Below are 22,722 nucleotides of genomic sequence, written 5' to 3' on the forward strand. Positions count from 1 at the left end.
GCTGCGGCGCGACGATGAAGCGCTGGGTGTCGACGTCGGCGGTGAAATCGACCGCCACGTTGTAGGGCAGCCCGGCCACCCGCACGCCGCCGTCCACCTTGGCGACGTGGACGCCGTCCTGCGGCCCCGCGGCCGGGATCAGCGCCAGCACCTTGGCCAACTGGGCGATGTTGAGCCGGCCGTCGAGGCCGACCACCGCGTCGTTGAGCAGCCAGCGCAAGGGCTGCTCGAACAGGCCCAGCGGCGACTTCAGGTACCAGGTCTTGCTCTGCTCGTCCTGCCAGGCCAGGCCCAGCGCGGTGAAGATCGCCTGCGCCAAGGGGTAGGGATTGAGCAGCAGCGGCTCGATCACGCCGGTGACGAAGGTGCCGAGCGCATAGGCCGGCGCCACCTTGGACAGCTGCGGCACGAAGGTGGCGGCGTCGAACGGCAGGAACTGCAGCGGCAGCGGCGCCGGCAGGCCGCGGCCGCCGAAGGTGGCGAAGGCCTTGAAGGTCGGCGCGCCGGCGCCGCTGCCGAGCGCATAGCCAAGCGTGGTGGCGACGCCGATGCCGACCGGCGCCACCAGGGCACCGCTGGCCAGCTCGAGCGCGCCGGTCTGCAGGTTGAAGCTGGCGGCGCCCGATAGCGCCAGGATGCCGCCGACCAGCACCGGCGCGCTGTCGGGCACGCCGACGCTGAGCTGGTTGCCGTTCTTGACCGTGAGCACGAACGGCCCCAGGCCAGGCCGTCGAGATTGGTCTGCCACTGGCTCAGCAGCGCGGCCAGCGCCAGCTTGTCGTTCCACAGCGTGGCGAACAGCTGCGGCAGTTGCTGGGCCGGGTGGGCCAGCAGCTTGAGCCAGGCGGCCGGGACCGGCGCGTAGCCGCTGTCGGCGTCGGTGAGCAGGCCCAGCGCGTTGCCGAGCGCCAGCAGGCTGGCCGGTGCCGGCGGTGGGGTGACGCCGAGCAGTTGCCACAGCAGGCCGAACAGCTGCTGCTGCGGCGACTGGCCGTCGGTCAGTCCCAGCGCGGCGGCCAGCTCGTCGAGCCGGGCCTGCGGCGTGGCGGCGGCCAGCCGGTCCAGCGGCAGCGCTTCGGAGGCGAACAGCGCGGCCGGCGGCGGCTCGTCGTTGGCCAGCAGCCGCAGCAGGCCCTGGCGCAGGAAGTCGTAGGGACTGGAGATCAGCGCGTTGAATCCGCCGGTGTTGATGCCGCTGACCTTGCCGCTGGCGGTATCGACCTGCACCAGGCCCAGCCGGGCCAAGAGGCCCAGCACGGTGCGGAAGGTCGGATTGCTGCCGAACAGCTCCAGCACCGCGCCGATCGCCACGTTGAGCTGGCCGCCGAAGGCGTCGAGATCGGCCGGCGGCGCGCTGGTGGCCGGCAGGTTGAGCACGCTCGACGGCAGGAAGCCGGTGAGCTGGGCATCGACCAGGGTGAACACCGGCTGCAGCACCAGGCCGCCCTGCTGCCAGCCGAGCGCGCAGCCGACGGTCAGGCTGCCCAGGCTGCCGACGCCGGACGGATCGTCGATCAGCTTGCCGCCGTCGGTGCCGGTGAAGGTGGCCGACAGCACGCCGCCGGGCAGCAGCGGCCGGCTCGGCGCCGCCGTGCTGCCGAGCGCGTATTCGACCAGGTTGCCGGCCAGCGCCACGCTGCACTGGGTCGAGCCGACGGTGGTGACGATGCCGCGCGCCACGCCGAGGCCGACGGTCTGGGCCACCGGGTCGATCCAGACGCCGAGGTCGAACGGCAGCGGCAGGCCGATCGGCACCCGGTACGGGTCGGCGAACAGGCCGGCGCCGGCGATGGCCGGCGCCTCGGCCGCGCTCGAGGTCGCCCAGCCGATCAGGCCCAGCGCGGCGCGCGCATTGGCGTCGGAGGCGAACACCGCGGCCAGCTGGGCCTTGATGTCGCCGAGCGGATCGTTGAAGTTGGCCGGCGTCAGCAGCGGCATGCCGGCCGGCCAGCTCAGCCCGGCCGGCATCTGGCCGGCCAGCTGTGGCAACAGGCCCAGTACGCCGGTCAGCGCCAGGCCGGCCCGGGTACCGCTGCGGTAGGCGGCGACGCCGAGCAGGCGGGTGAGCAGCGGCGCGAAGGTCGCGGCGGCCTGGGTCACCAGGTCTTCGAGCGCGCTCGCGTCGGTGAACAGCATGTCGCTGCCCACCTTCATCTCGTTGCCGTCGACCACCACCGCCGGCTGGCCGACGTGCATGTCCCAGGTCCAGCCGCCGGCGCGCGCCCAGCGCGTGGAGAAGCCGCTGCTTTCGACCTTGAGCTGGGCGCCGGCCACCTCGGGCGTGGTGTAGCCGTCGGGCAGCGAGAAGGCGCAGCCGAGCGAGGGCAGCACCTGGGCGCCGGCCAGCGCCGTGCCGCCGGCGGCGATCTGCAGCGCCAGCAGTTCGAGCTTGGCCAGCAGTACCACCTCGGGGCCGCCGGTGATGGACAGCGGCGGCGTCAGCGCCAGGCCCAGCATCAGCGTGCCCGCATTGCTTTCGCCGGGCACCACGTAGCACAGCAGCGACACCGGCGTGCTCGACAGCGGCGCCAGCCACGGGTCGTCGGGCGTGCCGGCGCCGCGCACCGCGGCCTCGCCCGACTGGGCCAGGAGGTTGGCGAAGGTCTGCACGATGTACTGGAAGGCCGGCTTACCGTCGACCTCGACGCCGCCGAACAAGAGCTTGGCGTAATAGCCGCCGAGCGCGCCGACCGGGTCGGCATAGGACTGGGCGATGCGCTGGGCGCTGAAAGGCGGCGCCAGCTCGGTGGGCCACGACGGCGCGCTGGCCGGCGGCACCACCCCGACCAGGGCCGCGGCGAAGCCGCCGAAGCTCGCGGCGGTGCTGCCGAACAGCTCGGTGAAGGCGCCTTCGATCAGCGGGTAGACCTCGCTGATCAGCTGGTCGACCAGCTTGCCCGGCTGCAGCAGGTCGATGCTGTCGAAGCTGCCGTTGGGCGTGGTCACGCCCTGCAGCTGGAAGCGCGGCACGATCGAGGGCACCAGCGTGGTCGTGCCGCTCGATTCGTCGGGCCAGACCTCGATGCCGAGGCCGGCCGCCAGCGCGCCGAACACATAGTCCTTGCCGCCCACGCTGCCGGAGAACAGCGGCGCGTCGGCGGTCGGGCCGTTCAGGCTCAGGCCGGCCTCGAAGCGGATCTGCGGCTTGACCGCCGGCGCGGTGGCCGACAGCACGAAGGCGCCGAGCTCGAGCGCGCCGCCGAAATTGAGCTGCGCCGCGCCGCCGAGCGGGGCCGGCACCGCCTTCACCGCCAGGCCCGGGAACAGCGTGCGCTGGCCGGCCGCGTCGACCGTGGTGGCGGCGGTGAAGGCCAGGCTGCCGATGTTCTCGACCGTCAGCAGCGGCAGGCTGAACGGCGCGGCGCGCGTGCCCTCGCCGCTCACCGCGGCCGGCTCGCCGCCGGTCAGGCCGGCCACGCAGCCGAGCCACTCGCGGCTGAGCGCCGGATCGGAGAACAGCGCGGCGAACCAGGCCATGAACGGCTCGGCCGGGTTGCCGCCGTTCACCGCCTGGGCCACCACCGTGTCCCAGCGCAGCAGCGGCAGCGGGGTCTGGCTGCCCGGCACCCTGGGCGACAGGCCCAGCATCGGCAGCAGGTATTGCGCCTGGGGCAGGTCGCCGACCAGGTCTGTCAGCGCGATCACGCCGAGCGTGGCGATGGTGCTGATCAGGTCGATGGTGCTGATCGCGGCCAGGTCGGCCAGCGTGTAGTCGCGCGGCGCGGCGGCGGTCGGCAGCATCAGCTGCTGCACCAGCACCGAGATGTCGACCGAGGGCGCCGCCACGTCGAGGCTGCCGGTGATCTTGCCGCCGGTGAACGACAGGCCGTCCTGGTCGACGATCTTGCCGCCGTCGGCGGCCGCCACCGCGATGCCGACCTGCATCGGGTAGCCGGCCTGGCCCAGCGTCAGCGAGAGCGAGCCCTGCCCCACCTTGATCAGCGGCATCAGGCCCCACAGCGCGACGTCGATGCCGCTCGGCCCGCTCGCCACCGTGCCGGCGGCGAAGGTGCTGCGGTACATCACGCCGAGGCCGAACTGCTGGTCGCCCGGCTGGCCGTCCTCGCCCGGATCGGGGTCGCTGACCAGGTAGAGCCCGGTCGGCTTGCCGGTGGCCGGATTGTTGATCGGCAGCCACTGGCCGAGGCTGCCGGGATTCTTCACCGGGATGCCGAGCGCGTGGCCGCCGACCTGGCCCAGCAGCTGCACCAGCAGGTCGGCCAGCAGCGGGCCGTTGGTCTTGAAGGCGTTGCCGATGTTGCCGACCGGGTCGGCGAACCAGTCGGCCACCAGCTGGTAGACCTGGCCGCCGCCGGCCGGCGCCAGCAAGCCGACCGCCTGGCCCAGCGCCAGCACGGTCGGATCGAGGCGGGCGCCGTTGACCAGGATGGGAGTGGCCGAACTGCGCAACTGCTCGGCTCGGTAGGCGTGGCTCATGCTGCGGACTCCTGTGCCTTGGGGCGGCGGGCGGCGGCCGGCCTGGATGCCGGCGGCCAAGGGGCCGTCCACGTGGAATTCGGGCCCCGGGACACGGCAGGCGCCGCGTCGCGGGGCGAAGGGTCAGGCCTGCTGGCGGACGATCACGATGCTGGCCCGGCCGAAGGCGCCGTAGGGGCCGCTCGGGCCATTGGGGCCGGGACTGCCGTCGGGCGTGCCGGCACCGGGAACGCCGCCGCGGCCGCCGGAGCCGCCTGCGCCGCCCGAGGCCGGCGCGGTGTCGGCTTCGACGCGGCCGCCTGGGCCGAGCTCGGTGTAGGTGATCAGCACGCTGGAGCCGACGCCGCCGTTGCCGCCCGGGCCGCCGCCACCGCCGCTGCCGCCATTGCCGCCGGGCGAGCCGCCGGCGCTGTTGCCGCCGTTGCCGCCCGCCCCGCCAGCGCCTCCCCGGCCGCCGGTCCCGCCGCGCGCGACGACGTGGATCACGCCGTCCAGGCGGCCGACCATGATCTTGGCATCGAACGCCGGCATGCCCACGCTGCCGGAGCCGCCATTGCCGCCGTTCCCCCCGTTGCCGCCGGGTATGCCGGGCGCACCCGGCGCGCCGGGATAGCCGTTGCCGCCGGCGGGGCCGTCGCTGCCCGGCGCGCCGATCACTTCGAAGGTGATCGGCGGCGCATCGGCCTGCCCGCCCTGCAGGTCGCCGATGTGCAAGACCAACTGGGCCGCGACCTCGACCACCGCGCCCGGATCGAGCCGCAACCGGCCCAGCGCCACCTGCAGCGTGTGGCCTTCGGGCGCTTCCAGTTGCAGCTTGTGGCCGCCGCGCACCCATACCTCCTCGGCCGCGAAGCGGGCATCCATGCGGCGGCTGTCCAGCCCGACGATGGGCAGGCTGCTGGTCATGCCGCCGCGCGGCGACCAGGCCAGCCGCAGCACGCCGTCGGGGCTGGCGGCGCTGTCGAGCACGCCCGGCGCCACTTGGGCCGGGGTGATATTGCGTTGCTCCAGCGTGCGGCTGAACAGCGCGTGGCCGGCCGGCGGCAGCGTGCCGACCCGGGCCAGGTCGGCCAGCGTGGTGCGGGCGACGCGCGGCGCGGCGAGGCCGGGATTGAGCAGCGCGATATAGGTGCTGATGGCGTGGTAGCTGTTGCCGTTGTACGGATCGGTGTCGCCGCCGGTCAGCGGCACCATCGCGCCGACGGTGTAGACGGTCTGGTTCAGCGCGAAGCGCGGCACCACGTCGCTGACGCGGGCGACCTGGAACACCGTGTCGGCCGGCACCTTGGTGGCGTAGTACTTGGTGAAGCTGATCAGCGCGAATGGCGGCGCGCCGATCGAATAGGCCTGGGCCGGCGCCGGCAGGCCGGCGCGCGGATTGATGATCAGGTCCAGCATCGCCAGGCCGGCCAGGTTGCCGCCGGCGTCGTGGCCGGCCAGCAGCAGCCTGCCGCCGCTGCCGGCGCGGGCCAGGCCGGCCTGGATCGCCGCCGCCAGCTTGTCGCGCAGCGCGGCGTAGAGCGTGCCGATGCCGTTGCCCACGCCGGCGTCGGACGGCGCGCCCTGCAGCCAGGTCGGCAGGTAGGCGCGGCAGTCGGCGATGCGCTCGACCAGCTCCTGTTCCGACACCGTGCCGCGGAACACCAGCGCCACGTCGTGGCTGGTCGGGTTGGCGAACACGCTGCCCCAGGTGACGCTGTCCGCCGCGATGTCGGCGACCCAGACCCACGGCGCCGGCGGCACCGGCGTCTGGCCCGGGTGCTGGTAGCGCAGGTAGGTCAGCGAGCACAGGATCGAAAGCGGCGCGGCGGTCTGCGCCGAGTAGCTCTGCGGTACCGCCTGCATCAGCGCGCCGGCGAAGTCGCGCAGGCCGTCGGTCCCCTCGCAGCCGCGGCAGCAGGCCAGCCGCGCGTACTGGCCGAAGCCCAGTGCCTGGCCGTAGAAATGGGCGGTGCGTTCGGCCCAGGGCGAGTCGTAGGCCGGCATGCTGGCCTGCAGCGTCTGCAGCTGGCCGGTCTGCACCAGCGGCTTGGTCCCGTAGCTGACCGGGGCCGAGGGGAAGAAATCGATATTGCTGGCGTTGACCGTGTAGGCGGTCGGCAGCCGGGCGTTGAAGCTGGCGGCGAAGGCGGCGTCGCCGAAGGCCGGCGACGACAGCGCGTAGCAGGCGATGTCGGTGACCGGCGACTGGTCCTGGCCGCCCCACGAGGTGCCCGGCGCCGAGTAGGCGGCGGCGATCTGCGCCAGCGGGCCGCCCACCGTGATGCCGGCGAACACCACCGGGAACTGCTGGGCGAACACGCCCATCTGCGAGACCCGCTTGAGCGCCGCGGCGAAGTCGGGCTGGATCCAGCTCCACTGGTTCAGGTAGCCGGCCTGGATCATGCCGTCGATCGGTGCGACGGCCATGGCGACGGTGGCGCGCATGCGCGCCACCGCGTGCTGCAGGCCGGCCGGGTCGGCGCCGCCGCCGACCTGCTTGATCTGTTCGAGCAGGCTGTTGCCCGCGAGCCGCGCCTGGCTGGCCGCCTCGCCCTCGAGGCCGCTGGCCGGCAGCCACTGGTCGAGCGTGGCGGCCAGCGCATCGCTGGTGTGCTTGAGCCGGGCCGGCAGCGCCAGCAGGCGGCTGGCGTGTTCGGGCTGCTGCGTCGGCAGCGGCAGCGACAGCGATTGCAGCTGGCGGTGCAGGTCGAGCGTGTGCCGGGCCAGCGGGCCGGCCTGGGCGGCGGGCAGGCTGCCGGCCACCGGCGCCAGTGCGAAGCCGCTCGCGTCGAAGCCCTGGGTGAAGCCGTCCCAGGTGCTGCCCATGGCGGCCACCGCCACGGTGGCCTGGTTGGACGGCAGCGTGCCGATCACGATATAGCCCTGCCCGCCCATGAACGGGTCGCTGAAGGTGAGCGCCACGCTCCAGCCGTCGGGCGGGTTGAGGATGTCGAGGTCCGAGCCGGCCTGTTCGGCCAGGCTGGCCATCAGGGCGGCATCCTGCGCGCTGTAGGAAAAGATGCTCATCGTTGCGTCCCGTCTGGCGGGAACGCACCCGTCCTGCCCATGCGGCCGCCCGCCGCCGCGCCGTGGAGACGCGGCGGACAGGCGTGCCGGCCGGAGCCGGAACGGACCGGGCCCACGCCGAGCGCCGGCATGGGCGGTCCGTCCGGCCGCGACGGGCGGAACGGGCGCGATCGCCGTGCTTGGAGTGATCGCGGCCCGCCGGGCCAGGGCCCGGTTCCGCCCGAGGGTCAGGAGGCCAGCAGTGCGGCTGGCTTGGCCGAGATGGTGATCCGGCCGTTGCCGCCCGGCGCGCCGTTGCTGCCCGGCGTGCCGCCGATGCCGGGCAGGCCCGACGATGCCGAGCCGGTCTGCTGGTTGGGCACCTGCTCGTTGCTGCCGCCCACCCCGCCCGCGCCGCCGGCACCGCCGGCGCCGCCCGATCCGCCCACCCCGCCGATCGACGACGGCGCCAGGAACTGCACGATGCCTTCCGAGGCGTAATAGATCGTGATGTCGCCGCCGCTGCCGCCGGCCGCACCGTTGCCGCCGTTGCCGCCATTGCCGCCGTTGGCGCCGCTGCCCCCGTTGGCCGGCTGGGTGCAGCCGCCGGTGAGGCAGGACGACTGCGGGTTCTGGCCGGCGCTGCCGCCGTTGCCGCCGGCGCCGCCGCTACCGCCGTTGCCGCCGTTGCCGCCGTCGCCGCCGACGCTGAGGATGGACAGGGTGCCGGTCAGGCTGCCCAGGTACATCACCAGCTCCGGCGCGGTCGCGCCCACGGTGCCCGAGGTGCCGGCGCCGCCGTTGGCGCCGGTCTGGCCCGGCGTGCCGTTGCCCGAGGGGTAGCAGACCTTCTTCAGCTTGTTGTAGCTGCCGTTGGGGCCGTCCTCGCCGTTGAGGCCGGCGGCGCCGGCGCCGCCGGGCCGGCCGCTCATGCCGGCCGGGCCGGTGACGGTGATGATCGGGGTCGGGGCACTCATAGCGCCTCCCGCTGCAGCGCGGCCGGGCTCATCACGATGATGCTGAGCTGGCAGGCCGAGCCGGCCTGGCCCGGCGAGCCGGCCGCGCCGGGCTGGCCGCCGCTGCCGGGGTTGCCGTTGCTGGAGCCGCCGGTGCCGCCGCCGCCGGGCTGGCCGCCGACGCCCGCGCTGCCGCCGGCGCCGCCCGGGGCGCCGGTCGGCTGCTGGCCGCTGCCCCAGATGATGTTGCCGTTGAGGGTGCGGTACTTGACCGTCACCGTGGTGCCGTCGCCGCCGGGGCCGCCGTTGCCGCCGTTGCCGCCGTTGCCGCCATTGCCGCCGTTGCCGCTGGCGGTCGCGCTGCAATAGGTGGTGGCGCCGGCGCCGTTGCCGCCGGTGCCGCCATTGCCGCCCGCAGCGCCGGGGCCGCCGTTGCCGCCGGCGCCGGCCGAGGTCTGGATGGTCAGGTTGCCGTTGATGGTGGCCGAGACGAAGGTGATGCCGATGGCCGGCGAGCCCTTGCCGCCGTCGCCGCCGTTGCCGCCCGAGGTGCCGTTGCCACCGATGCCGCCGCCGCTGCCGTTCTTGCTGCAGGTCTTGTTGCCGTCGGTGCCCGAGGTGCCCGCGCCGCCGGCCGCGCCGGGCGTGCTGGAGGCGCCCGGACCGCCGTTCGGGCCGTTGGCCGAGACCGTGCCGATCACGAGGTCAGTCATGGTGCGCTCCTCAGGGTTGGACGGTGAACACGCCGACGTTGAAGGTGACCTCGGTGCTGACCAGGATCTGGCCGCCCGGCTCCACCGTGATCGACTTGGCGTTGTAGGCGACCGGGCCGGGGCCGTCGATGCGCAGCGGGTTGCCGGGCGACACCACCACGTCGCCGGCGTTGATCACGGTGCCCGACACCGGGAACTGCATGGCGTTGATGACCGGCTCCCAGTCCTTCACCTTGGCCGAGTTGCCGGTCAGGTAGGCGCGCGCGGCGCGGGCGACGTTGCCCAGCGTCTCGGGGTCGAGCGCGTCCTGCAGGCGGCAGACGTCGCCGGCATGCGTCTCGCACGCCGCCAGGGCGGACTTGGGCGGCGGCGGCGGGTAGTCGATGTGGCTGTCGCTGAGCTTCTCGTCGGTGTAGTGGTAGTCGGGCACGCCGCCCAGCCGCTTCATGTCGGCGATGTCCTTGACCTCGCGCACGGTGCCGGCGATGTCGACGCCGCCGTCCGGGTGGCCGAAGCACAGCGCGCGGCCGGCCTCGCTCTTCACCTGCTGGCCTGTGTGGTAGTCCTTGCCTTCCAGGTCCTGCAGGGTGTGCCCATAAACCTTGAGGCGAGCCTCGAGAATCTGTGCCTCGATATCCGTCAACGTTGCCATTCCTACCTCCTCCTGCGTCTCGATGGATCGGGCCGAAGCCCGTTGCGGCGCGCAGCCGCTCCCGGGCGCGCCCCGCAAAGGGACGAACCGGCTGACGGTCACGCGGAAACTGGATTGAACTGCGCGTTCATGCCTCTTTGGGGGAAGGGCAGCAATCGAGGGAGGCCGGCAAACCTCCCCTTGCAGGGTTTCTAGACACCCCTGTTGAACGGCGGCGAGGACAGTTATAGGAGCATGCCCGGGTCAATTCAACCTTCCCCGTCATTTCTGCCGGGCGGGCAGGTAACACGATCTGCCTATGCTTGACCGGCCGGATCCGGTGCCGGAGCGCGGAGTCACGGCGCCGCGCGGCATGTCACCTGCCCGGCCGGGGCCACTGCGGCGGCCGGCCTATAAAGACACCCGGCACCGCCCGCCCGGCACATCCCGTCCCGCAGGCGCAGGCGGCCACCCCAGGAGGAATCGCCAAGATGAGCACCGCCAACACCACTCCGACGCCAGCCCAGATGCTGGCTGCGCTGCAGTCGCAGTACTACGGCATGGCCTGGCTCGCGCTGGCCGCGCAGGCCTATACCGCCGAGGGCGACTGGAACGAGATCCCGATGGGGCTCTACACCGCGTTGACGCAGATCGACCCCGCCACCCAGCAGCCCTACACCCCGCCGCTGCCGGCACCGGGCCAGGCCGGCATCGATTCGCCCGCGGCGCTGGGCGGCGCCTGGAGCCTCGACTGGGGTCCTGCCAACGGCCAGAACGGCGACGGCGACAACAGCAACCTGGTCTACCTGGCCTCGTTCCGCGCCCAGGGCAATCTCAGCTACGCCGACGGCGCGCCCTACTGCTTCGTGGTCGGCATCCGCGGCACCGATACCAGCGTGGCCGGCAAGGCGCTGTGGCAGCAGATCGGCCAGGACCTGCGCGCCTTCACGCTGTGGTCGTGGCCCAAGCTGCTGTCGGGTGGTTACGACCATCTGGTCGACGGCAAGCTGTCGGTGCCGACGCCCAACACCAGCGACGTCTCCGGCCAGAACGGCAACATCGCCCACGGCTCGATGCTGGGCTTCGTCAAGATCGCCAACTCGACCGCACCGCTCAACGACGGGCTGCCGCCCGACCAGGCGAGCGGCGAGGCGGTTGCGCTGATCGACGCGCTCAACAGCCTGCTCGAGCAATACCCGGACACCCCGGTGGTGGTGACCGGCCACAGCCTGGGCGCCTGCCAGGCCCAGGTGATGGCGGCCTACCTGGCCTGGCAGCTCGGCGGCCGGGTGCCGGTGATCCCGCAGGTGTTCGCGCCGCCGACGCCGGGCGACCAGGATTTCGTCGACACCTACCAGTCGGGATGCCCCAACGGCGGCTTCTGGTACTGCAGCCTGGACCTGGTGCCCTATGCCTACATCACGGTGCAGGCGGTCAAAGGCAAGGACCAGACCGAGCGCGGCCTGGTCTGGGCGCGGCAGAACCTGTGGAGCGCCTCGCAATGGCCCGACGGCGGCGGCGCCGGTCCGCAGCTGCCGGGCATCCTGTCCGACCTGATCGCCACCATCGGCCACCTGGTGCCGACCAGCTACCAGCGGCCGGCCATCGGCCAGCAGGAACTGGTCGGCGCGCTGCCCTCGCCGGCCGCCATGCAGGCCTTCCTCGACGGCATGGGCGGCCGCTGGGCCGGCTACGACCCCAAGGGCTCGGATGCCCAGCTGGCCTGGCAGCATTTCCCGCCCAACTACTTCCAGCTGATGTGGGCGCAGTATGCGGACTCGCTCGCCCAGTACACGGCGACGGCCTACAAGCCTTATCCGGTGATGAAAAAGGAATAGCGGCGCACTCGCGGAAGGTACGCCGGATGCATGGCGCACCGCCTATGCGGGAGCGGCTTCAGCCGCGAATGGCGGCCGCGGCACGGATCGCCATTCGCGGCTGAAGCCGCTCCTACAGGCTGGCGCAACGAGCGAAGCCTCACCTCAAAGATGCTCGGCGATCAGCCGTTCGAGCACCGTATAGATCGGCACTTCTTCCGCCTGCGCCGCCTTGCGCAGCCGCATCAGCATCAATTCGTCGAGTTCGCAGGAGAACGGCGTCGGGATGCGTCCGTCGCGGCTGGTGAAGCCGGCCTGGCGCTGGGCGGCGCGGCTGCGGCGCTTGCGCTCGGCCGCGGTCATGGCCTGCGCGCCGATCGGCTTGCGGCCGCGCTTCTTCGGCTGCGGCAGGCCCGGCAGGGCCATGGTGCGGGTGTCGCGGTCGTCGATCACGGCGGCGGCCTCCTCATATCGTGACAGGTCACGATTATCTCACGGCGGTAGCCGGACAGGCCTGGGCGCGGCGTGCCAAGGTCCTGGCCGCCGGAGTGCGGCCGGTCCGCCGCTCAGGACTTCCGGCTCAAGGCCGCGAACGCCGCCGACATCGCCGTCGCGCCCTGCTGGCCGCCCTTGTCCTTGCCGTCGTGGCGGCGCGGCGCACGGTCGCGCTCGCGGTCGCCGCGCGGAGCGCCGCCGGCGGCCGGCTGGCCCGGCTGGTCGTCCAGCCGCATGGTCAGTGCGATGCGCTGGCGCTTGACGTCGACCTCCATCACCTTGACCCGCACCACGTCGCCGGCCTTCACCACCTCGCGCGGATCCTTGACGAACTTGCTCGACAGCGCCGAGACGTGGACCAGGCCGTCCTGGTGCACGCCGATGTCGACGAAGGCGCCGAAGGCCGCCACGTTGCTGACCACGCCTTCGAGGATCATGCCGGGCAGCAGGTCCTTGATGTCCTCGACGCCGTCCTGGAAGGTCGCGGTCTTGAACTCGGGGCGCGGATCGCGGCCCGGCTTGTCGAGTTCGGCCAGGATGTCGCGCACCGTCGGCAGGCCGAAGCGTTCGTCGGTGAACTCGGCGGCATCGAGCCCGCGGATGAAGGCCGAGTCGCCGATCAGCGCGCCGACCGCGCGGCCGGTCTTGACCATGATCTTCTCGACCACCGGGTAGGCCTCGGGGTGGACCGCGCTGGCGTCGAGCGGATTGCTGCCCTTCATCACGCGCAGGAAGCCCGCCGCCTGTTCGAAGGTCTTGTCGCCCAGCCGCGGCACGGCGCGCAGCGCGGCGCGGTCGGGGAAGGCGCCGTGGGCATCGCGGTGAGCCACGATATTGCCTGCCAGCGTGGCGCTGAGGCCGGACACCCGCGCCAGCAGCGCGCTGGAGGCGGTGTTGACGTCGACGCCGACCGCGTTCACGCAGTCCTCGACCACCGCGTCGAGCGTGCGCGCCAGCTCGCCCTGGTTGACGTCGTGCTGGTACTGGCCGACGCCGATCGCCTTCGGATCGATCTTGACCAGCTCGGCCAGCGGGTCCTGCAGCCGGCGGGCGATCGACACCGCGCCGCGCAGGCTGACGTCGAGCTCGGGGAATTCGCGCGCGGCCAGTTCGGACGCCGAATAGACCGAGGCGCCGGCCTCCGATACCACGATCTTCTGCAGCTTGAGCTCGGGATGGCGCTTCATCAGCTCGCCGGCCAGCTTGTCGGTCTCGCGGCTGGCGGTGCCGTTGCCGATCGCGATCAGCTCGACCTGGTGGGCGGCCGCCAGCCGGGCCAGCCGGTGCAGGCTGCCGTCCCAGTCGTTGCGCGGCACGTGCGGATAGATGGTGTCGGTGGCGACCAGCTTGCCGGTCTTGTCGATCACCGCCACCTTCACCCCGGTGCGCAGGCCCGGGTCGAGGCCCAGCGTGGCGCGCGGGCCGGCCGGCGCGGCCAGCAGCAGGTCCTTGAGATTGGCGCCGAACACCTTGATCGCTTCGAGCTCGGCCGCCTCGCGGATGCGATTGGTCAGCTCGACCTCGAGCGACAGGAAGATCTTGGCGCGCCAGGCCAGCCGCACCGTGTCGAGCAGCCAGCGATCGGCCGGCCGGCCGCCGTCGCGGATGCCGAAGCGGGCCGCGATGCGGGCCTCGCCGGCGCTCTGCCGGCCGGCCGGCAGGTCGGCGTCCTCGGGCAGTGCCAGCGTGAAGGCGAGCACGCCCTCGTTGCGGCCGCGCAGCACCGCCAGCGCGCGGTGCGACGGCATGCGGTGCAGCGGCTCGCTGTGGTCGAAATAGTCGGCGTACTTGGCGCCGGCCTCGCGCTTGGCCTCGTCGGCCAGCGTGGCCTTGAGCTCGGCGCGCTCCCACAGATGTTCGCGCAGCTGGTGCAGCAGCGCGGCGTCCTCGGCGAACTGCTCGATCAGGATGTGGCGCGCGCCGTCGAGCGCGGCCTTGCCGTCGGCAACACCCTTCTCTTCGCTGACATAGGCGGCCGCCTCGACCTCGGGCTGGCGCGAGGGATCGGCCAGCAGCAGCTCGGCCAGCGGCGCCAGGCCCGCCTCGCGGGCGATCTGGGCGCGCGTGCGGCGCTTGGGTTTGTACGGCAGATAGAGGTCTTCCAGCCGCTGCTTGTTGTCGGCGCTGCGCAGTTCGACTTCGAGCTCGGGCGTCAGCTTGCCCTGCTCCTGCACCGAGGCGATCACCGCGCTGCGGCGCTCCTCCAGCTCGCGCAGGTAGCGCAGCCGCTCGTCCAGCAGGCGCAACTGGGTGTCGTCGAGCCCGCCGGTCGCTTCCTTGCGGTAGCGCGCGATGAAGGGCACGGTCGCGCCCTCGTCCAGCAGCGCCACGGTGGCGGCGACCTGGGCGGGACGGCAGTTCAGTTCCTGGGCGAGGCGGTGTTCGATGGTCGGTAGCATGGTCAGTTCTGTGGGCCGGCGGCGCCGGCCTGGGTCGCGAAAAGCTGTTGGTGGAAGAGCGCGGCGATCAGGTCGGCCTGGCTGACGACGCCGGCCAGCCGCCCTGCCCCGTCGAGCAGCGGCACGCGGTGCTCGCCGCCGTCGCTCATGCGGGCGATCAGCTCGACCACCGGGGTATCCATCGCCACGGCGGCCGGTGCCGGCCGCAGCAGCGCGGCGGCGGTCAGGCCCGGCCAGCGGCCGAGCGCATCCTGCGCCAGCGCCGGCTGCGGCGCGTCGAGCAGCAGCGCGGCCGGGGCGAACAGGCCGAGCAGGCGGCCGTCGCCGTCGACCACCGGCGCGCTGTCGAGGCCGTGGCGATGCAGCAGCGCCCAGGCCGCGTCGGCCGGCAGGTCGTGCGGCACGCTCAGCACGTCGCGCGAGGCGATGTCTCCGCAGCGCAGTGGCCCGGCCAGCCGCCGTGCAGCATGGCGCTCGGCGCCGAGATAGAGCTGTTCGAGCTCGGCCGGCGTCAGGTCGACCAGCAGGTCGAGCTCGGCCACCGCGCGCGCCATGTCGGCTTCCTGCACCGGGCCGCGCGCCAGCGGCACCGGATCGCTGCGGCCGTGCGCGCCGGCCAGGTGCTTGGCCAGCGGATAGCGGCGTCCCGGCAGGCGGTTGTTGAACAGCCAGGCCAGCGCCAGGACGACCAGCGCGCCGGCCAGCGCCGGGTTGAGCAGGTAAAGGAAGCCCTGGGCATGGATGGCCGGCCCGCCGACCACCGCGGTTAGGGCGGTGGCGCCGCCGGGCGGATGGGCGCAGCGGCAGGCCAGCATGGCGACGATGGCGAGGCCGACCGCGCAGGCGGCGGCCAGGTGCGGCTCGGGAATCCAGCGCTGGCACAGTACGCCGACCAGCGCCGAGATCAGGTGGCCGCCGAGCAGCGGCCAGGGCTGGCCCAGCGGGCTGGTCGGCAGGCCGAACACGATGACGGCCGAGGCGCCCATCGAGGCGGCGATCAGCGGCGCCGCACCGGCCGGCGCCAGCGCCGCGGCGGCCAGGCTGACCAGCAGGATGGCCAGCGCGCCGCCGGCGCCGGAGCGCAGCCGCTCGGGCCAGCTCACGGTGGCCGCGTCGGGCAGCCAGTCGCGCCAGCGGGAAGGATGTTCTGTCATGGAGGGGCGGGAGAAAGCATCGGGGCGGCCGCAGCCGCCCCGATGCCGGTGGAACGCTTACCGGTCGAGCAGGATGCGCAGCGTGCGGCGCAGCGGCTCGGCCGCGCCCACAGCAGCTGGTCGCCGCAGACGAAGGCGCTGACGTAAGTCGGGCCCATGTTGAGCTTGCGCACGCGGCCGACCGCGACGTCGAGCTTGCCGGTGACGAAGGTCGGCGTCAGCTGCTTGACGGTGGTGGCGCGGTCGTTCGGCACGAAGTGGGTCCACGGCGTGCTGGCGGCGATCAGCTTCTCGATCTCGGCCAGCGGCAGGTCCTGGTTCAGCTTCAGCGTCAGCGCCAGGCTATGGCAGCGCATGGCGCCGATGCGCACGCACAGGCCGTCGACCGGGATGGTCTCGCCGGTGCCGAGGATCTTGTTGACCTCGGCCTGGCCCTTCCACTCTTCCTTGGACTGGCCGTTGTCGAGCTGCTTGTCGATCCACGGGATCAGGCTGCCGGCCAGCGGCGCGCCGAAGTGCTCGGCCGGGAAGCCGTCGCCGCGCATGGTCTCGGCCACGCGGCGGTCGATCTCGAGGATCGCCGAGGCCGGATCGGCCAAGAGGTGGGCGACCGAGCCGTGGATCGCGCCCATCTGGCCGATCAGCTCGCGCATGTTCTGCGCACCGGCGCCCGAGGCGGCCTGGTAGGTCATCGAGCTGACCCACTCGACCAGGCCGGCCTTGAACAGCCCGCCCACGCCCATCAGCAGGATGGAATTGGTGCAGTTGCCGCCGATGAAGTCCTTGCCGCCGCCGGCGATGGCGCTCTTGATCTGGTCGAGGTTGACCGGGTCGAGCACGATCACCGCGCCGTCGTCCATGCGCAGCGTGGAGGCGGCGTCGATCCAGTAGCCGTTCCAGCCGGCCGCGCGCAGTTGCGGGTGGATCTCGGTGGTGTAGTCGCCGCCTTGGCAGGTGATGACGACGTCCATGGCCTTCAGTTCGGCGATGGACTTGGCGTCCTTGAGGCAGGAGGGGCCGCGGCCGACATCGGGCGCGGCGCCGCCGACATTGGAAGTGGTGAAGAACACCGGGTCGACGTGGGCGAAGTCGTTCTCTTCGCGCATGCGTTGCATCAGCACGGAACCGACCATTCCGCGCCAACCGACCAAACCGACTTTCAACATGATGGGAATTCCTTGATCCAGTAGTTGTGTGAAGCCTCATACCCTGGATCGGCAATACTTGGCGGCAGCCCGCAGGCGTTTCGCCGCCAAAGCCTCGAGTTGAGGAACCGGGAGTTTAACGCAGGATGGCCGCGCCTAGAGCGGATCGCCGATCCCGCGGTGAGGAAAGGATTCTGCTGGCCCGGCTGGCATTGCAGAATCCAATCGCTGCTTATAGTTTCTATAAGCAGTTTCAATATCAGCAACGGCTATTCGGTCGTTTTCTCCGCCGGCGAATCGTCCGTACCGCCATTCCGGGAGAAAGCCTGCAATTGCCGATCGAGCGTCAGCAGCTGCAGGCCGTGCACCCAGGCGGTCGCGATGATGATGGCGTCGGGCAGCTTGATCTTGCGGCGGCAACGCAGCGCGATCACGCCGTCTTCGATGGCCCGGTTCAAGCTGCATTCGGTCAGATTGTCGAACAGGTCCGACAGCACGGCACGTTCCCGCTCGCTCAATGCGCCATAGCCCAGGGCCTCCATCCGGCTGATCGGGCTATAGGCATACAGGCTCGCGCGCAGGCCGATCGGCTGCAGCAGCGCCATAACCTGGTCGTCCTGCCGCGCCAGGCCGATGGCGATATTGGTGTCGATCAGGTATTCAGCGCCACTCATCGCGGACTTCCCGCTGCCAGGACGCCAGATCGGCCGGAAACGCCTTCGTACCCTTGAGACTGCCGACGAAACGCTGCAGGGAATCGTCGCGATCGCCTTCGTTCGCGGGCCTGGCCTGCCTGGCCTTGAGGAACTCCACGAAATCCAGCACTTCCGCGGCGAGCGGGTCGGGCAGGACGCTGACCTCTCTGAAGATGCGTTCGGCGATCGTCATGATCCTGAGCTCCTAGGCCAGCGCGGCCACCACCGCGTCGCCCATGCCCGAGCAGCTGACCTTCTCGGTGCCCGGCTCGTAGATGTCGGCGGTGCGGTAGCCCTTGCGCAGCACGGCCTGCACCGCGTTCTCGATGCGGCCGGCCAGGTCTTCGCGGGCGAAGGTGTAGCGCATCATCATCGCCAGGCTGAGGATGGTGGCCAGCGGGTTGGCCAGGTTCTTGCCGGCGATGTCGGGCGCCGAACCGTGGCACGGCTCGTACAGGCCCTTGTTGTTCGCGTCGAGCGAGGCCGAGGGCAGCATGCCGATCGAGCCGGTCAGCATCGAGGCCTCGTCGCTGAGGATGTCGCCGAAGATGTTGCCGGTGACGATCACGTCGAACTGCTTGGGATTGCGCACCAGCTGCATCGCCGCGTTGTCGACGTACATATGGCTCAGCTCGACTTCCGGATATTGCTTGGCGACGTCGGTGACGATCTCTTTCCAGAACTCGGTGCATTCGAGCACGTTGGCCTTGTCGACCGAGCACAGCTTCTTGTTGCGCTTCATGGCGATGTCGAACGCCACCTTGGCGATGCGGCGGATCTCGCTCTCGCTGTAGCGCATGGTGTTGAAGCCTTCGCGCTCGCCGGTCTCGTTGACGGTGATGCCGCGCGGCTGGCCGAAGTAGATGTCGCCGGTCAGCTCGCGCACGATCATGATGTCCAGGCCCGACACCACCTCGGGTTTGAGGGTCGAGGCGCCGGCCAGCTCGGGATAGAGCACTGCCGGGCGCAGGTTGCCGAACAGGCCGAGGTCCTTGCGGATCGCCAGCAGGCCGCGCTCGGGCCGCTTGTCGCGCGGCAGCGTGTCGTACTGCGGGCCGCCGACCGCGCCGAGCAGCACCGCGTCGGCTGCGCGCACGGCAGCGCGGGTGGCTTCCGGATAGGGCTCGCCGTACTGGTCGTAGGCGGCGCCGCCGAGCGGCACGGTCACGGTTTCGACCGCGAGGCCGTCGGCCTTGAGCACGTCGAGCACGCGCACGGCCTGCGCGACGATTTCCGGGCCGATGCCGTCACCGGGGAGGATGGCGATTTTCATGTCTGTCCCTGAGGAGATGGAGTCTGAGGTGCGGGTAGGAGCGGTACCGTGCCGGCCATGCCTTGCTCGAGCAGGCTGCGGGCGACGCGGTAGCAGTCTTCGATATGGTCGCGGCCGAGTTTGGCCACCACCTGGTAGCTGATTGCGGCCGCCACCGCCTGGCCGGCCAGCGGCACGAAGCGCAGCACGGTCTTGCCGATGAAGCGCTTGCCGACCTTCTTCAGCACCAGCTTGGCGAGCTGCTTGCTCACCAGCTTGCCGATCAGGTCGCTGCCGACCCGGCCGGCGGCCAGGATCACGTATTGCCGGGTGTGCGGATGCAGCCGCGCCAGCTCGGCCTGCGACAGGCCGAAGCGGTGGCTGATGGTCTCGAGCATCTCGGAGAACACCGCGACGTCGGCCAGCATGTCGACGCCGGGCAGCGGGATCACGGCGGCGCCGGCCGAGATGCCGGCCCGGCGCGAGACCAGCTCGCGGCAATCGGCGCGCGCGCGTTCGAGTTCGTCGTGGTTCTGCGGTAGGACCATGGCCTCACCTCCCGTCGTTCATCTAAGTGCGATGCCAAACCGTTCACCGCGGAGGACGCCGGGGAAAGGAGGACAGGCTGTTTCGATTCCCTCCGCGGCGAACATGGATGCGGGCCGGATCAGCTGAACAGCCAGGGCTGCGCGGCGCGGCGCTGGTCTTCGAAGGCGCGGATCTTGTCGGCATGCGCCAGCGTCAGGCCGATCTCGTCGAGACCGTTGAGCAGGCAGTGCTTGCGGTGCGCGGTGATGTCGAAGCCGAAGCTTTCGCCGGACGGCGTGGTCACCGTCTGCGCCGCGAGGTCGACCGTCAGCCGGTAGCCCTCGCCGGCCTGCGACTCGGCGAACAGCCGGTCGACCGTCTCGGCCGGCAGCACGATCGGCAGGAGGCCGTTCTTGTAGCAGTTGTTGAAGAAGATGTCTGCGAACGACGGTGCGATCACGGCACGGAAGCCGTAATCCTCGAGCGCCCACGGCGCGTGCTCGCGCGAGCTGCCGCAGCCGAAGTTCTCGCGCGCCAAGAGCACCTGGGCGCCGCGGTAGCGCGGCAGGTTCAGCACGAAGTCGGGGTTGAGCGGACGCACGCTGTTGTCCATGCCCGGCTCGCCGTGATCGAGGTAGCGCCACTCGTCGAACAGGTTGGGGCCGAAGCCCGAACGCTTGATCGACTTGAGGAACTGCTTGGGGATGATGGCGTCGGTGTCGACGTTGGCGCGGTCCAGCGGGCAGACCAGGCCGTGCAGGGTGGTGAAGGCTTGCATGGGTTTCCCTTGGAGGCCGAGGCTCAGTTGGTGGCCTTGTCGGCGGCGCGCTCGATCGCTTCGCCGCCCTTCTTGATGTCCTTGCCGATGCCGTGGATGGTGTTGCAGCCGGCGAGCTGGGCGATGGCCAGCGCTGCCACGGCGAGGGCGATGATCCGGTTCATGTGACGCTTGCTCCCTGTATTGCCGCCGCCGTCTCGACGGGCGTTCGCGGCCTTGCTGCGCGGAACGGCGGCCTGCTTGGGGCCGCCGCCCGCACGTTCCTGCCTGTCAGTTCTTCGCCTTGTCCGCGGCGTCCTCGAGCTTCTCGCCGCCCTTCTGGACGTCCTTGCCGAAGCCTTGGACGGTGTTGCAGGCGGACAGTTGCAAGGTGGCGAAGGCGGCCAGTACCAGCATGATGAGTGGCTTCACGGTGTTCTCCTTGTCGGTGGCGTCGCCGAACCAGGCTCGGCGACGATACTTTTGAGAACGCCCGCGCCGCGGTAATGTTCCTCAGCGGAAGCTGCGCACATCCACGAAGTGACCGGCGATGGCCGCCGCGGCGGCCATTTCCGGGCTGACCAGGTGGGTGCGGCCGCCCTGCCCTTGCCGGCCCTCGAAATTGCGGTTCGAGGTCGAGGCGCAGCGCTCGCCCGGCTCCAGCCGGTCGGCGTTCATCGCCAGGCACATCGAGCAGCCCGGCTCGCGCCATTCGAAGCCGGCCTCGATGAACACCTTGTCCAGCCCCTCGGCCTCGGCCTGGGCCTTGACCAGGCCCGAGCCCGGCACCACCAGCACCGCCTTGACGCTGTCGGCCTTGCGGTGGCCGCGCGCGATCGCGGCGGCGGCGCGCAGATCCTCGATGCGGCTGTTGGTGCAGGAGCCGATGAACACCTTGTCGACCGCGATCTCGCTGATCGGCGTATTGGCGGTCAGGCCCATGTAGCTGAGCGCGCGTTCCATGCCGCTCTTGCGGGTCGGGTCGGTCTCGGTGGCCGGATCGGGTACGCGGTCGGCGATCGTCACGACCATCTCGGGCGAAGTGCCCCAGGTGACCTGCGGCGCGATGTCCTCGGCCCGCAGCTCGACCACCGCGTCGAACGCAGCGCCCTCGTCGGACACCAGTTCGCGCCAGGCCTCGACCGCGCGGTCCCATTGCTCGCCCTTGGGCGAGAACGGACGGCCCTTCAGGTAATCGATGGTGGTCTGGTCGACGGCGACCATGCCGGCGCGCGCACCGGCCTCGATCGCCATATTGCACAGCGTCATGCGGCCTTCCATCGACAGGCCGCGGATGGCCGAGCCGCCGAATTCGATCGCGTAGCCGGTACCGCCGGCGGTGCCGATGCGGCCGATCACGGCCAGCGCCACGTCCTTGGCGGTGATGCCGTGGCCGAGTTCGCCCTCGACCTTGACCAGCATGGCTTTGGACTTCTTGGCGGTCAGCGTCTGGGTCGCCATCACGTGCTCGACCTCGGAGGTGCCGATGCCGTGGGCCAGGCAGGCGAAGGCGCCGTGGGTGGAGGTGTGCGAGTCGCCGCAGACCACGGTCATGCCGGGCAGCGTGGCGCCGTTCTCGGGCCGACCACGTGGACGATGCCCTGGCGCTGGTCCTTGAACGGGAAGTAGGCGAGCGCGCCGACTTCACGGATGTTGGCGTCGAGCGTCTCGACCTGCTGGCGCGAGATCGGATCCTTGATGCCTTCGTCCCAGTGGTCGGTCGGGGTGTTGTGGTCGGCGGTGGCGACGATGGAGGAGATGCGCCAAGGCTTGCGGCCCGCCAGCTTGAGGCCTTCGAAGGCCTGCGGGCTGGTCACCTCGTGCACCAGGTGGCGGTCGATGTAGAGGAGCACGGTGCCGTCGGCTTCTTCGTGCACCACGTGGCTCTGCCAGAGCTTGTCGTAGAGGGTCTGCGCCATGGTCTTGGGCTCTGTTGCGGTCGGGGAAGACGGCGAAATTAACACGCACGTCAATTGGCCGGCAACCGAGCTTTCGGCATATGCAAAGCGCGGCGCCGCGCTACTTGCGGCCGGTCAGCTCCGGCCAGGCCATGCGCAGGTAGTAGCCCATCGACCACAGCGTCAGCAGCGCGGCCACGAACAGGCAGCAGGAGCCGATCCAGGCCAGGTCGATGCCCGGGATGAAGTCGACGTGCAGCAGCAGGACCACGATGGCGACCATCTGCGCCGCGGTCTTCACCTTGCCGATGAAGGACACCGCCACGCCCTTGGAGGCGCCGAGCTGGGCCATCCACTCGCGCAGCGCCGAGATGGTGATCTCGCGGCCGATGATGATGGCGGCCAGCCAGGCGTCGGCGCGGCCGAGCTGGACCAGCAGGATCAGCGCGGCGGCCACCATCAGCTTGTCGGCCACCGGGTCGAGGAAGGCGCCGAAGGCCGAGGTCTGGTTCCACTTGCGCGCCAGGTAGCCGTCGAACCAGTCGGTGATCGCGGCCAGCGTGAAGATCAGCGCGCCGGCGACGTTCTGCCACAGCGGCGCCAGCCAGTGCTCGGGCAGGTAGAAGACGCCGAGCACGAGCGGGATCATGACGATGCGCGCCCAGGTGAGCAGGGTGGGGAGATTGACCGGCATGAAGAGGAGGTGCGCTCTGGTTCGGTGGACTTGACTGGAATCTCGCGTCAGCGAGGCTCCCTCTGGCACACCCCACAAAGTCTCCGACTTTGCGGGGACCCCGGGACGGCGAGGGCGGGGGAGTGGAATAAAAAAGCGATGAATCGTTGATTTTCAATATGCA

General features: G+C 71.2%; 17 protein-coding genes and 2 pseudogenes. 1 reads left to right on the top strand and 18 read right to left on the bottom strand.

The window, feature by feature from the left end; genetic code table 11:
• Positions 1-348: 348 nt before the first annotated feature.
• The 5 genes from H9L41_RS25730 to H9L41_RS11215 form a co-directional block, all read right to left on the bottom strand.
• Positions 349-4,437 carry a hypothetical protein gene (locus tag H9L41_RS25730; protein WP_308419646.1) on the bottom strand — a complete coding sequence of 1,363 codons (4,089 nt, stop codon included), beginning with the start codon at positions 4,435-4,437 and terminating at the stop codon, positions 349-351.
• A gap of 123 nt (positions 4,438-4,560) precedes the next feature.
• Positions 4,561-7,446 carry a lipase family protein gene (locus tag H9L41_RS11200; protein ID WP_051318956.1) on the bottom strand — a complete coding sequence of 962 codons (2,886 nt, stop codon included), beginning with the start codon at positions 7,444-7,446 and terminating at the stop codon, positions 4,561-4,563.
• 227 nt (positions 7,447-7,673) lie between these two features.
• On the bottom strand, positions 7,674-8,402 hold the full coding sequence (locus tag H9L41_RS11205) for a hypothetical protein (RefSeq protein WP_051318957.1): 729 nt from the start codon (positions 8,400-8,402) through the stop codon (positions 7,674-7,676).
• Entirely contained in the window at positions 8,399-9,094 is a 696-nt protein-coding gene (locus H9L41_RS11210; RefSeq protein WP_051318958.1) for a hypothetical protein, read from the bottom strand. Before H9L41_RS11210 ends, H9L41_RS11205 begins: the two co-directional genes overlap by 4 nt.
• Positions 9,095-9,104: 10 nt before the next feature.
• Positions 9,105-9,746: a hypothetical protein gene (locus H9L41_RS11215; RefSeq protein WP_157461951.1), complete on the bottom strand. Its 642-nt coding sequence runs from the start codon at positions 9,744-9,746 to the stop codon at positions 9,105-9,107.
• Positions 9,747-10,216: 470 nt separating this feature from the next.
• Here H9L41_RS11215 and H9L41_RS11220 point away from each other — a divergent pair, with 470 nt between their 5' ends.
• Positions 10,217-11,563, top strand: a complete 1,347-nt coding sequence (locus tag H9L41_RS11220) for a lipase family protein (protein ID WP_028445989.1) — start codon at positions 10,217-10,219, stop codon at positions 11,561-11,563.
• Between the two features lie 144 nt (positions 11,564-11,707).
• Here the strand turns inward: H9L41_RS11220 and H9L41_RS11225 are convergent, their stop codons facing one another.
• From H9L41_RS11225 to pgsA, 13 genes and pseudogenes are all read right to left on the bottom strand, one after another.
• Complete coding sequence (locus H9L41_RS11225) at positions 11,708-11,995, bottom strand: hypothetical protein (RefSeq protein ID WP_028445990.1); 288 nt, start codon at positions 11,993-11,995, stop codon at positions 11,708-11,710.
• A gap of 113 nt (positions 11,996-12,108) precedes the next feature.
• Complete coding sequence (locus H9L41_RS11230; RefSeq protein ID WP_028445991.1) at positions 12,109-14,436, bottom strand: Tex family protein; 2,328 nt, start codon at positions 14,434-14,436, stop codon at positions 12,109-12,111.
• 2 nt (positions 14,437-14,438) lie between these two features.
• Positions 14,439-15,590 (bottom strand): HPP family protein, encoded by a 1,152-nt coding sequence (locus H9L41_RS11235; RefSeq protein ID WP_051318959.1) that lies wholly within the window; start codon positions 15,588-15,590, stop codon positions 14,439-14,441.
• A 57-nt stretch (positions 15,591-15,647) separates the two neighbouring features.
• Positions 15,648-16,756: pseudogene (gene asd / locus H9L41_RS11240) on the bottom strand (aspartate-semialdehyde dehydrogenase).
• Positions 16,757-17,004: 248 nt separating this feature from the next.
• The gene (locus tag H9L41_RS11245) at positions 17,005-17,409 is read right to left on the bottom strand and encodes a type II toxin-antitoxin system VapC family toxin (RefSeq protein WP_051318960.1); all 405 of its coding nucleotides are present in this window, start codon (positions 17,407-17,409) and stop codon (positions 17,005-17,007) included.
• Positions 17,396-17,623, bottom strand: coding sequence for a DUF2281 domain-containing protein (locus tag H9L41_RS11250; RefSeq protein ID WP_028445993.1), 228 nt, complete (start codon positions 17,621-17,623; stop codon positions 17,396-17,398). Before H9L41_RS11250 ends, H9L41_RS11245 begins: the two co-directional genes overlap by 14 nt.
• Before the next feature lie 12 nt (positions 17,624-17,635).
• Entirely contained in the window at positions 17,636-18,703 is a 1,068-nt protein-coding gene (leuB, locus tag H9L41_RS11255; RefSeq protein WP_028445994.1) for a 3-isopropylmalate dehydrogenase, read from the bottom strand.
• Complete coding sequence (locus H9L41_RS11260) at positions 18,700-19,230, bottom strand: DUF697 domain-containing protein (protein ID WP_028445995.1); 531 nt, start codon at positions 19,228-19,230, stop codon at positions 18,700-18,702. Before H9L41_RS11260 ends, leuB begins: the two co-directional genes overlap by 4 nt.
• Before the next feature lie 119 nt (positions 19,231-19,349).
• Positions 19,350-19,988, bottom strand: coding sequence for a 3-isopropylmalate dehydratase small subunit (gene leuD, locus H9L41_RS11265; protein ID WP_028445996.1), 639 nt, complete (start codon positions 19,986-19,988; stop codon positions 19,350-19,352).
• Positions 19,989-20,011: 23 nt separating this feature from the next.
• A complete protein-coding gene (locus H9L41_RS11270) occupies positions 20,012-20,152 on the bottom strand; it encodes an entericidin A/B family lipoprotein (RefSeq protein ID WP_084300172.1) in 141 nt (46 codons plus the stop codon).
• Positions 20,153-20,258: 106 nt separating this feature from the next.
• On the bottom strand, positions 20,259-20,399 hold the full coding sequence (locus tag H9L41_RS11275; RefSeq protein WP_084300174.1) for an entericidin A/B family lipoprotein: 141 nt from the start codon (positions 20,397-20,399) through the stop codon (positions 20,259-20,261).
• Between the two features lie 81 nt (positions 20,400-20,480).
• Positions 20,481-21,886 (bottom strand): annotated as a pseudogene (leuC, locus tag H9L41_RS11280) (3-isopropylmalate dehydratase large subunit).
• A 100-nt stretch (positions 21,887-21,986) separates the two neighbouring features.
• Positions 21,987-22,559 (bottom strand): CDP-diacylglycerol--glycerol-3-phosphate 3-phosphatidyltransferase, encoded by a 573-nt coding sequence (gene pgsA / locus H9L41_RS11285; protein ID WP_028445998.1) that lies wholly within the window; start codon positions 22,557-22,559, stop codon positions 21,987-21,989.
• Positions 22,560-22,722 lie beyond the last annotated feature (163 nt).

Origin of the sequence: Chitinimonas koreensis, assembly GCF_014353015.1 — a bacterium.
GTDB lineage: Bacteria > Pseudomonadota > Gammaproteobacteria > Burkholderiales > Chitinimonadaceae > Chitinimonas > Chitinimonas koreensis.

What these genes read in the sequence shown, in the direction of transcription:
- H9L41_RS25730 (WP_308419646.1), bottom strand. Translation starts at nt 4,437, where the DNA reads ATGAGCCACGCCTACCGAGCCGAGCAGTTGCGCAGTTCGGCCACTCCC.
- H9L41_RS11200 (WP_051318956.1), bottom strand. Translation starts at nt 7,446, where the DNA reads ATGAGCATCTTTTCCTACAGCGCGCAGGATGCCGCCCTGATGGCCAGC.
- H9L41_RS11205 (WP_051318957.1), bottom strand. Translation starts at nt 8,402, where the DNA reads ATGAGTGCCCCGACCCCGATCATCACCGTCACCGGCCCGGCCGGCATG.
- H9L41_RS11210 (WP_051318958.1), bottom strand. Translation starts at nt 9,094, where the DNA reads ATGACTGACCTCGTGATCGGCACGGTCTCGGCCAACGGCCCGAACGGC.
- H9L41_RS11215 (WP_157461951.1), bottom strand. Translation starts at nt 9,746, where the DNA reads ATGGCAACGTTGACGGATATCGAGGCACAGATTCTCGAGGCTCGCCTC.
- H9L41_RS11220 (WP_028445989.1), top strand. Translation starts at nt 10,217, where the DNA reads ATGAGCACCGCCAACACCACTCCGACGCCAGCCCAGATGCTGGCTGCG.
- H9L41_RS11230 (WP_028445991.1), bottom strand. Translation starts at nt 14,436, where the DNA reads ATGCTACCGACCATCGAACACCGCCTCGCCCAGGAACTGAACTGCCGT.
- H9L41_RS11235 (WP_051318959.1), bottom strand. Translation starts at nt 15,590, where the DNA reads ATGACAGAACATCCTTCCCGCTGGCGCGACTGGCTGCCCGACGCGGCC.
- H9L41_RS11245 (WP_051318960.1), bottom strand. Translation starts at nt 17,409, where the DNA reads ATGAGTGGCGCTGAATACCTGATCGACACCAATATCGCCATCGGCCTG.
- H9L41_RS11250 (WP_028445993.1), bottom strand. Translation starts at nt 17,623, where the DNA reads ATGACGATCGCCGAACGCATCTTCAGAGAGGTCAGCGTCCTGCCCGAC.
- leuB (WP_028445994.1), bottom strand. Translation starts at nt 18,703, where the DNA reads ATGAAAATCGCCATCCTCCCCGGTGACGGCATCGGCCCGGAAATCGTC.
- H9L41_RS11260 (WP_028445995.1), bottom strand. Translation starts at nt 19,230, where the DNA reads ATGGTCCTACCGCAGAACCACGACGAACTCGAACGCGCGCGCGCCGAT.
- leuD (WP_028445996.1), bottom strand. Translation starts at nt 19,988, where the DNA reads ATGCAAGCCTTCACCACCCTGCACGGCCTGGTCTGCCCGCTGGACCGC.
- H9L41_RS11270 (WP_084300172.1), bottom strand. Translation starts at nt 20,152, where the DNA reads ATGAACCGGATCATCGCCCTCGCCGTGGCAGCGCTGGCCATCGCCCAG.
- pgsA (WP_028445998.1), bottom strand. Translation starts at nt 22,559, where the DNA reads ATGCCGGTCAATCTCCCCACCCTGCTCACCTGGGCGCGCATCGTCATG.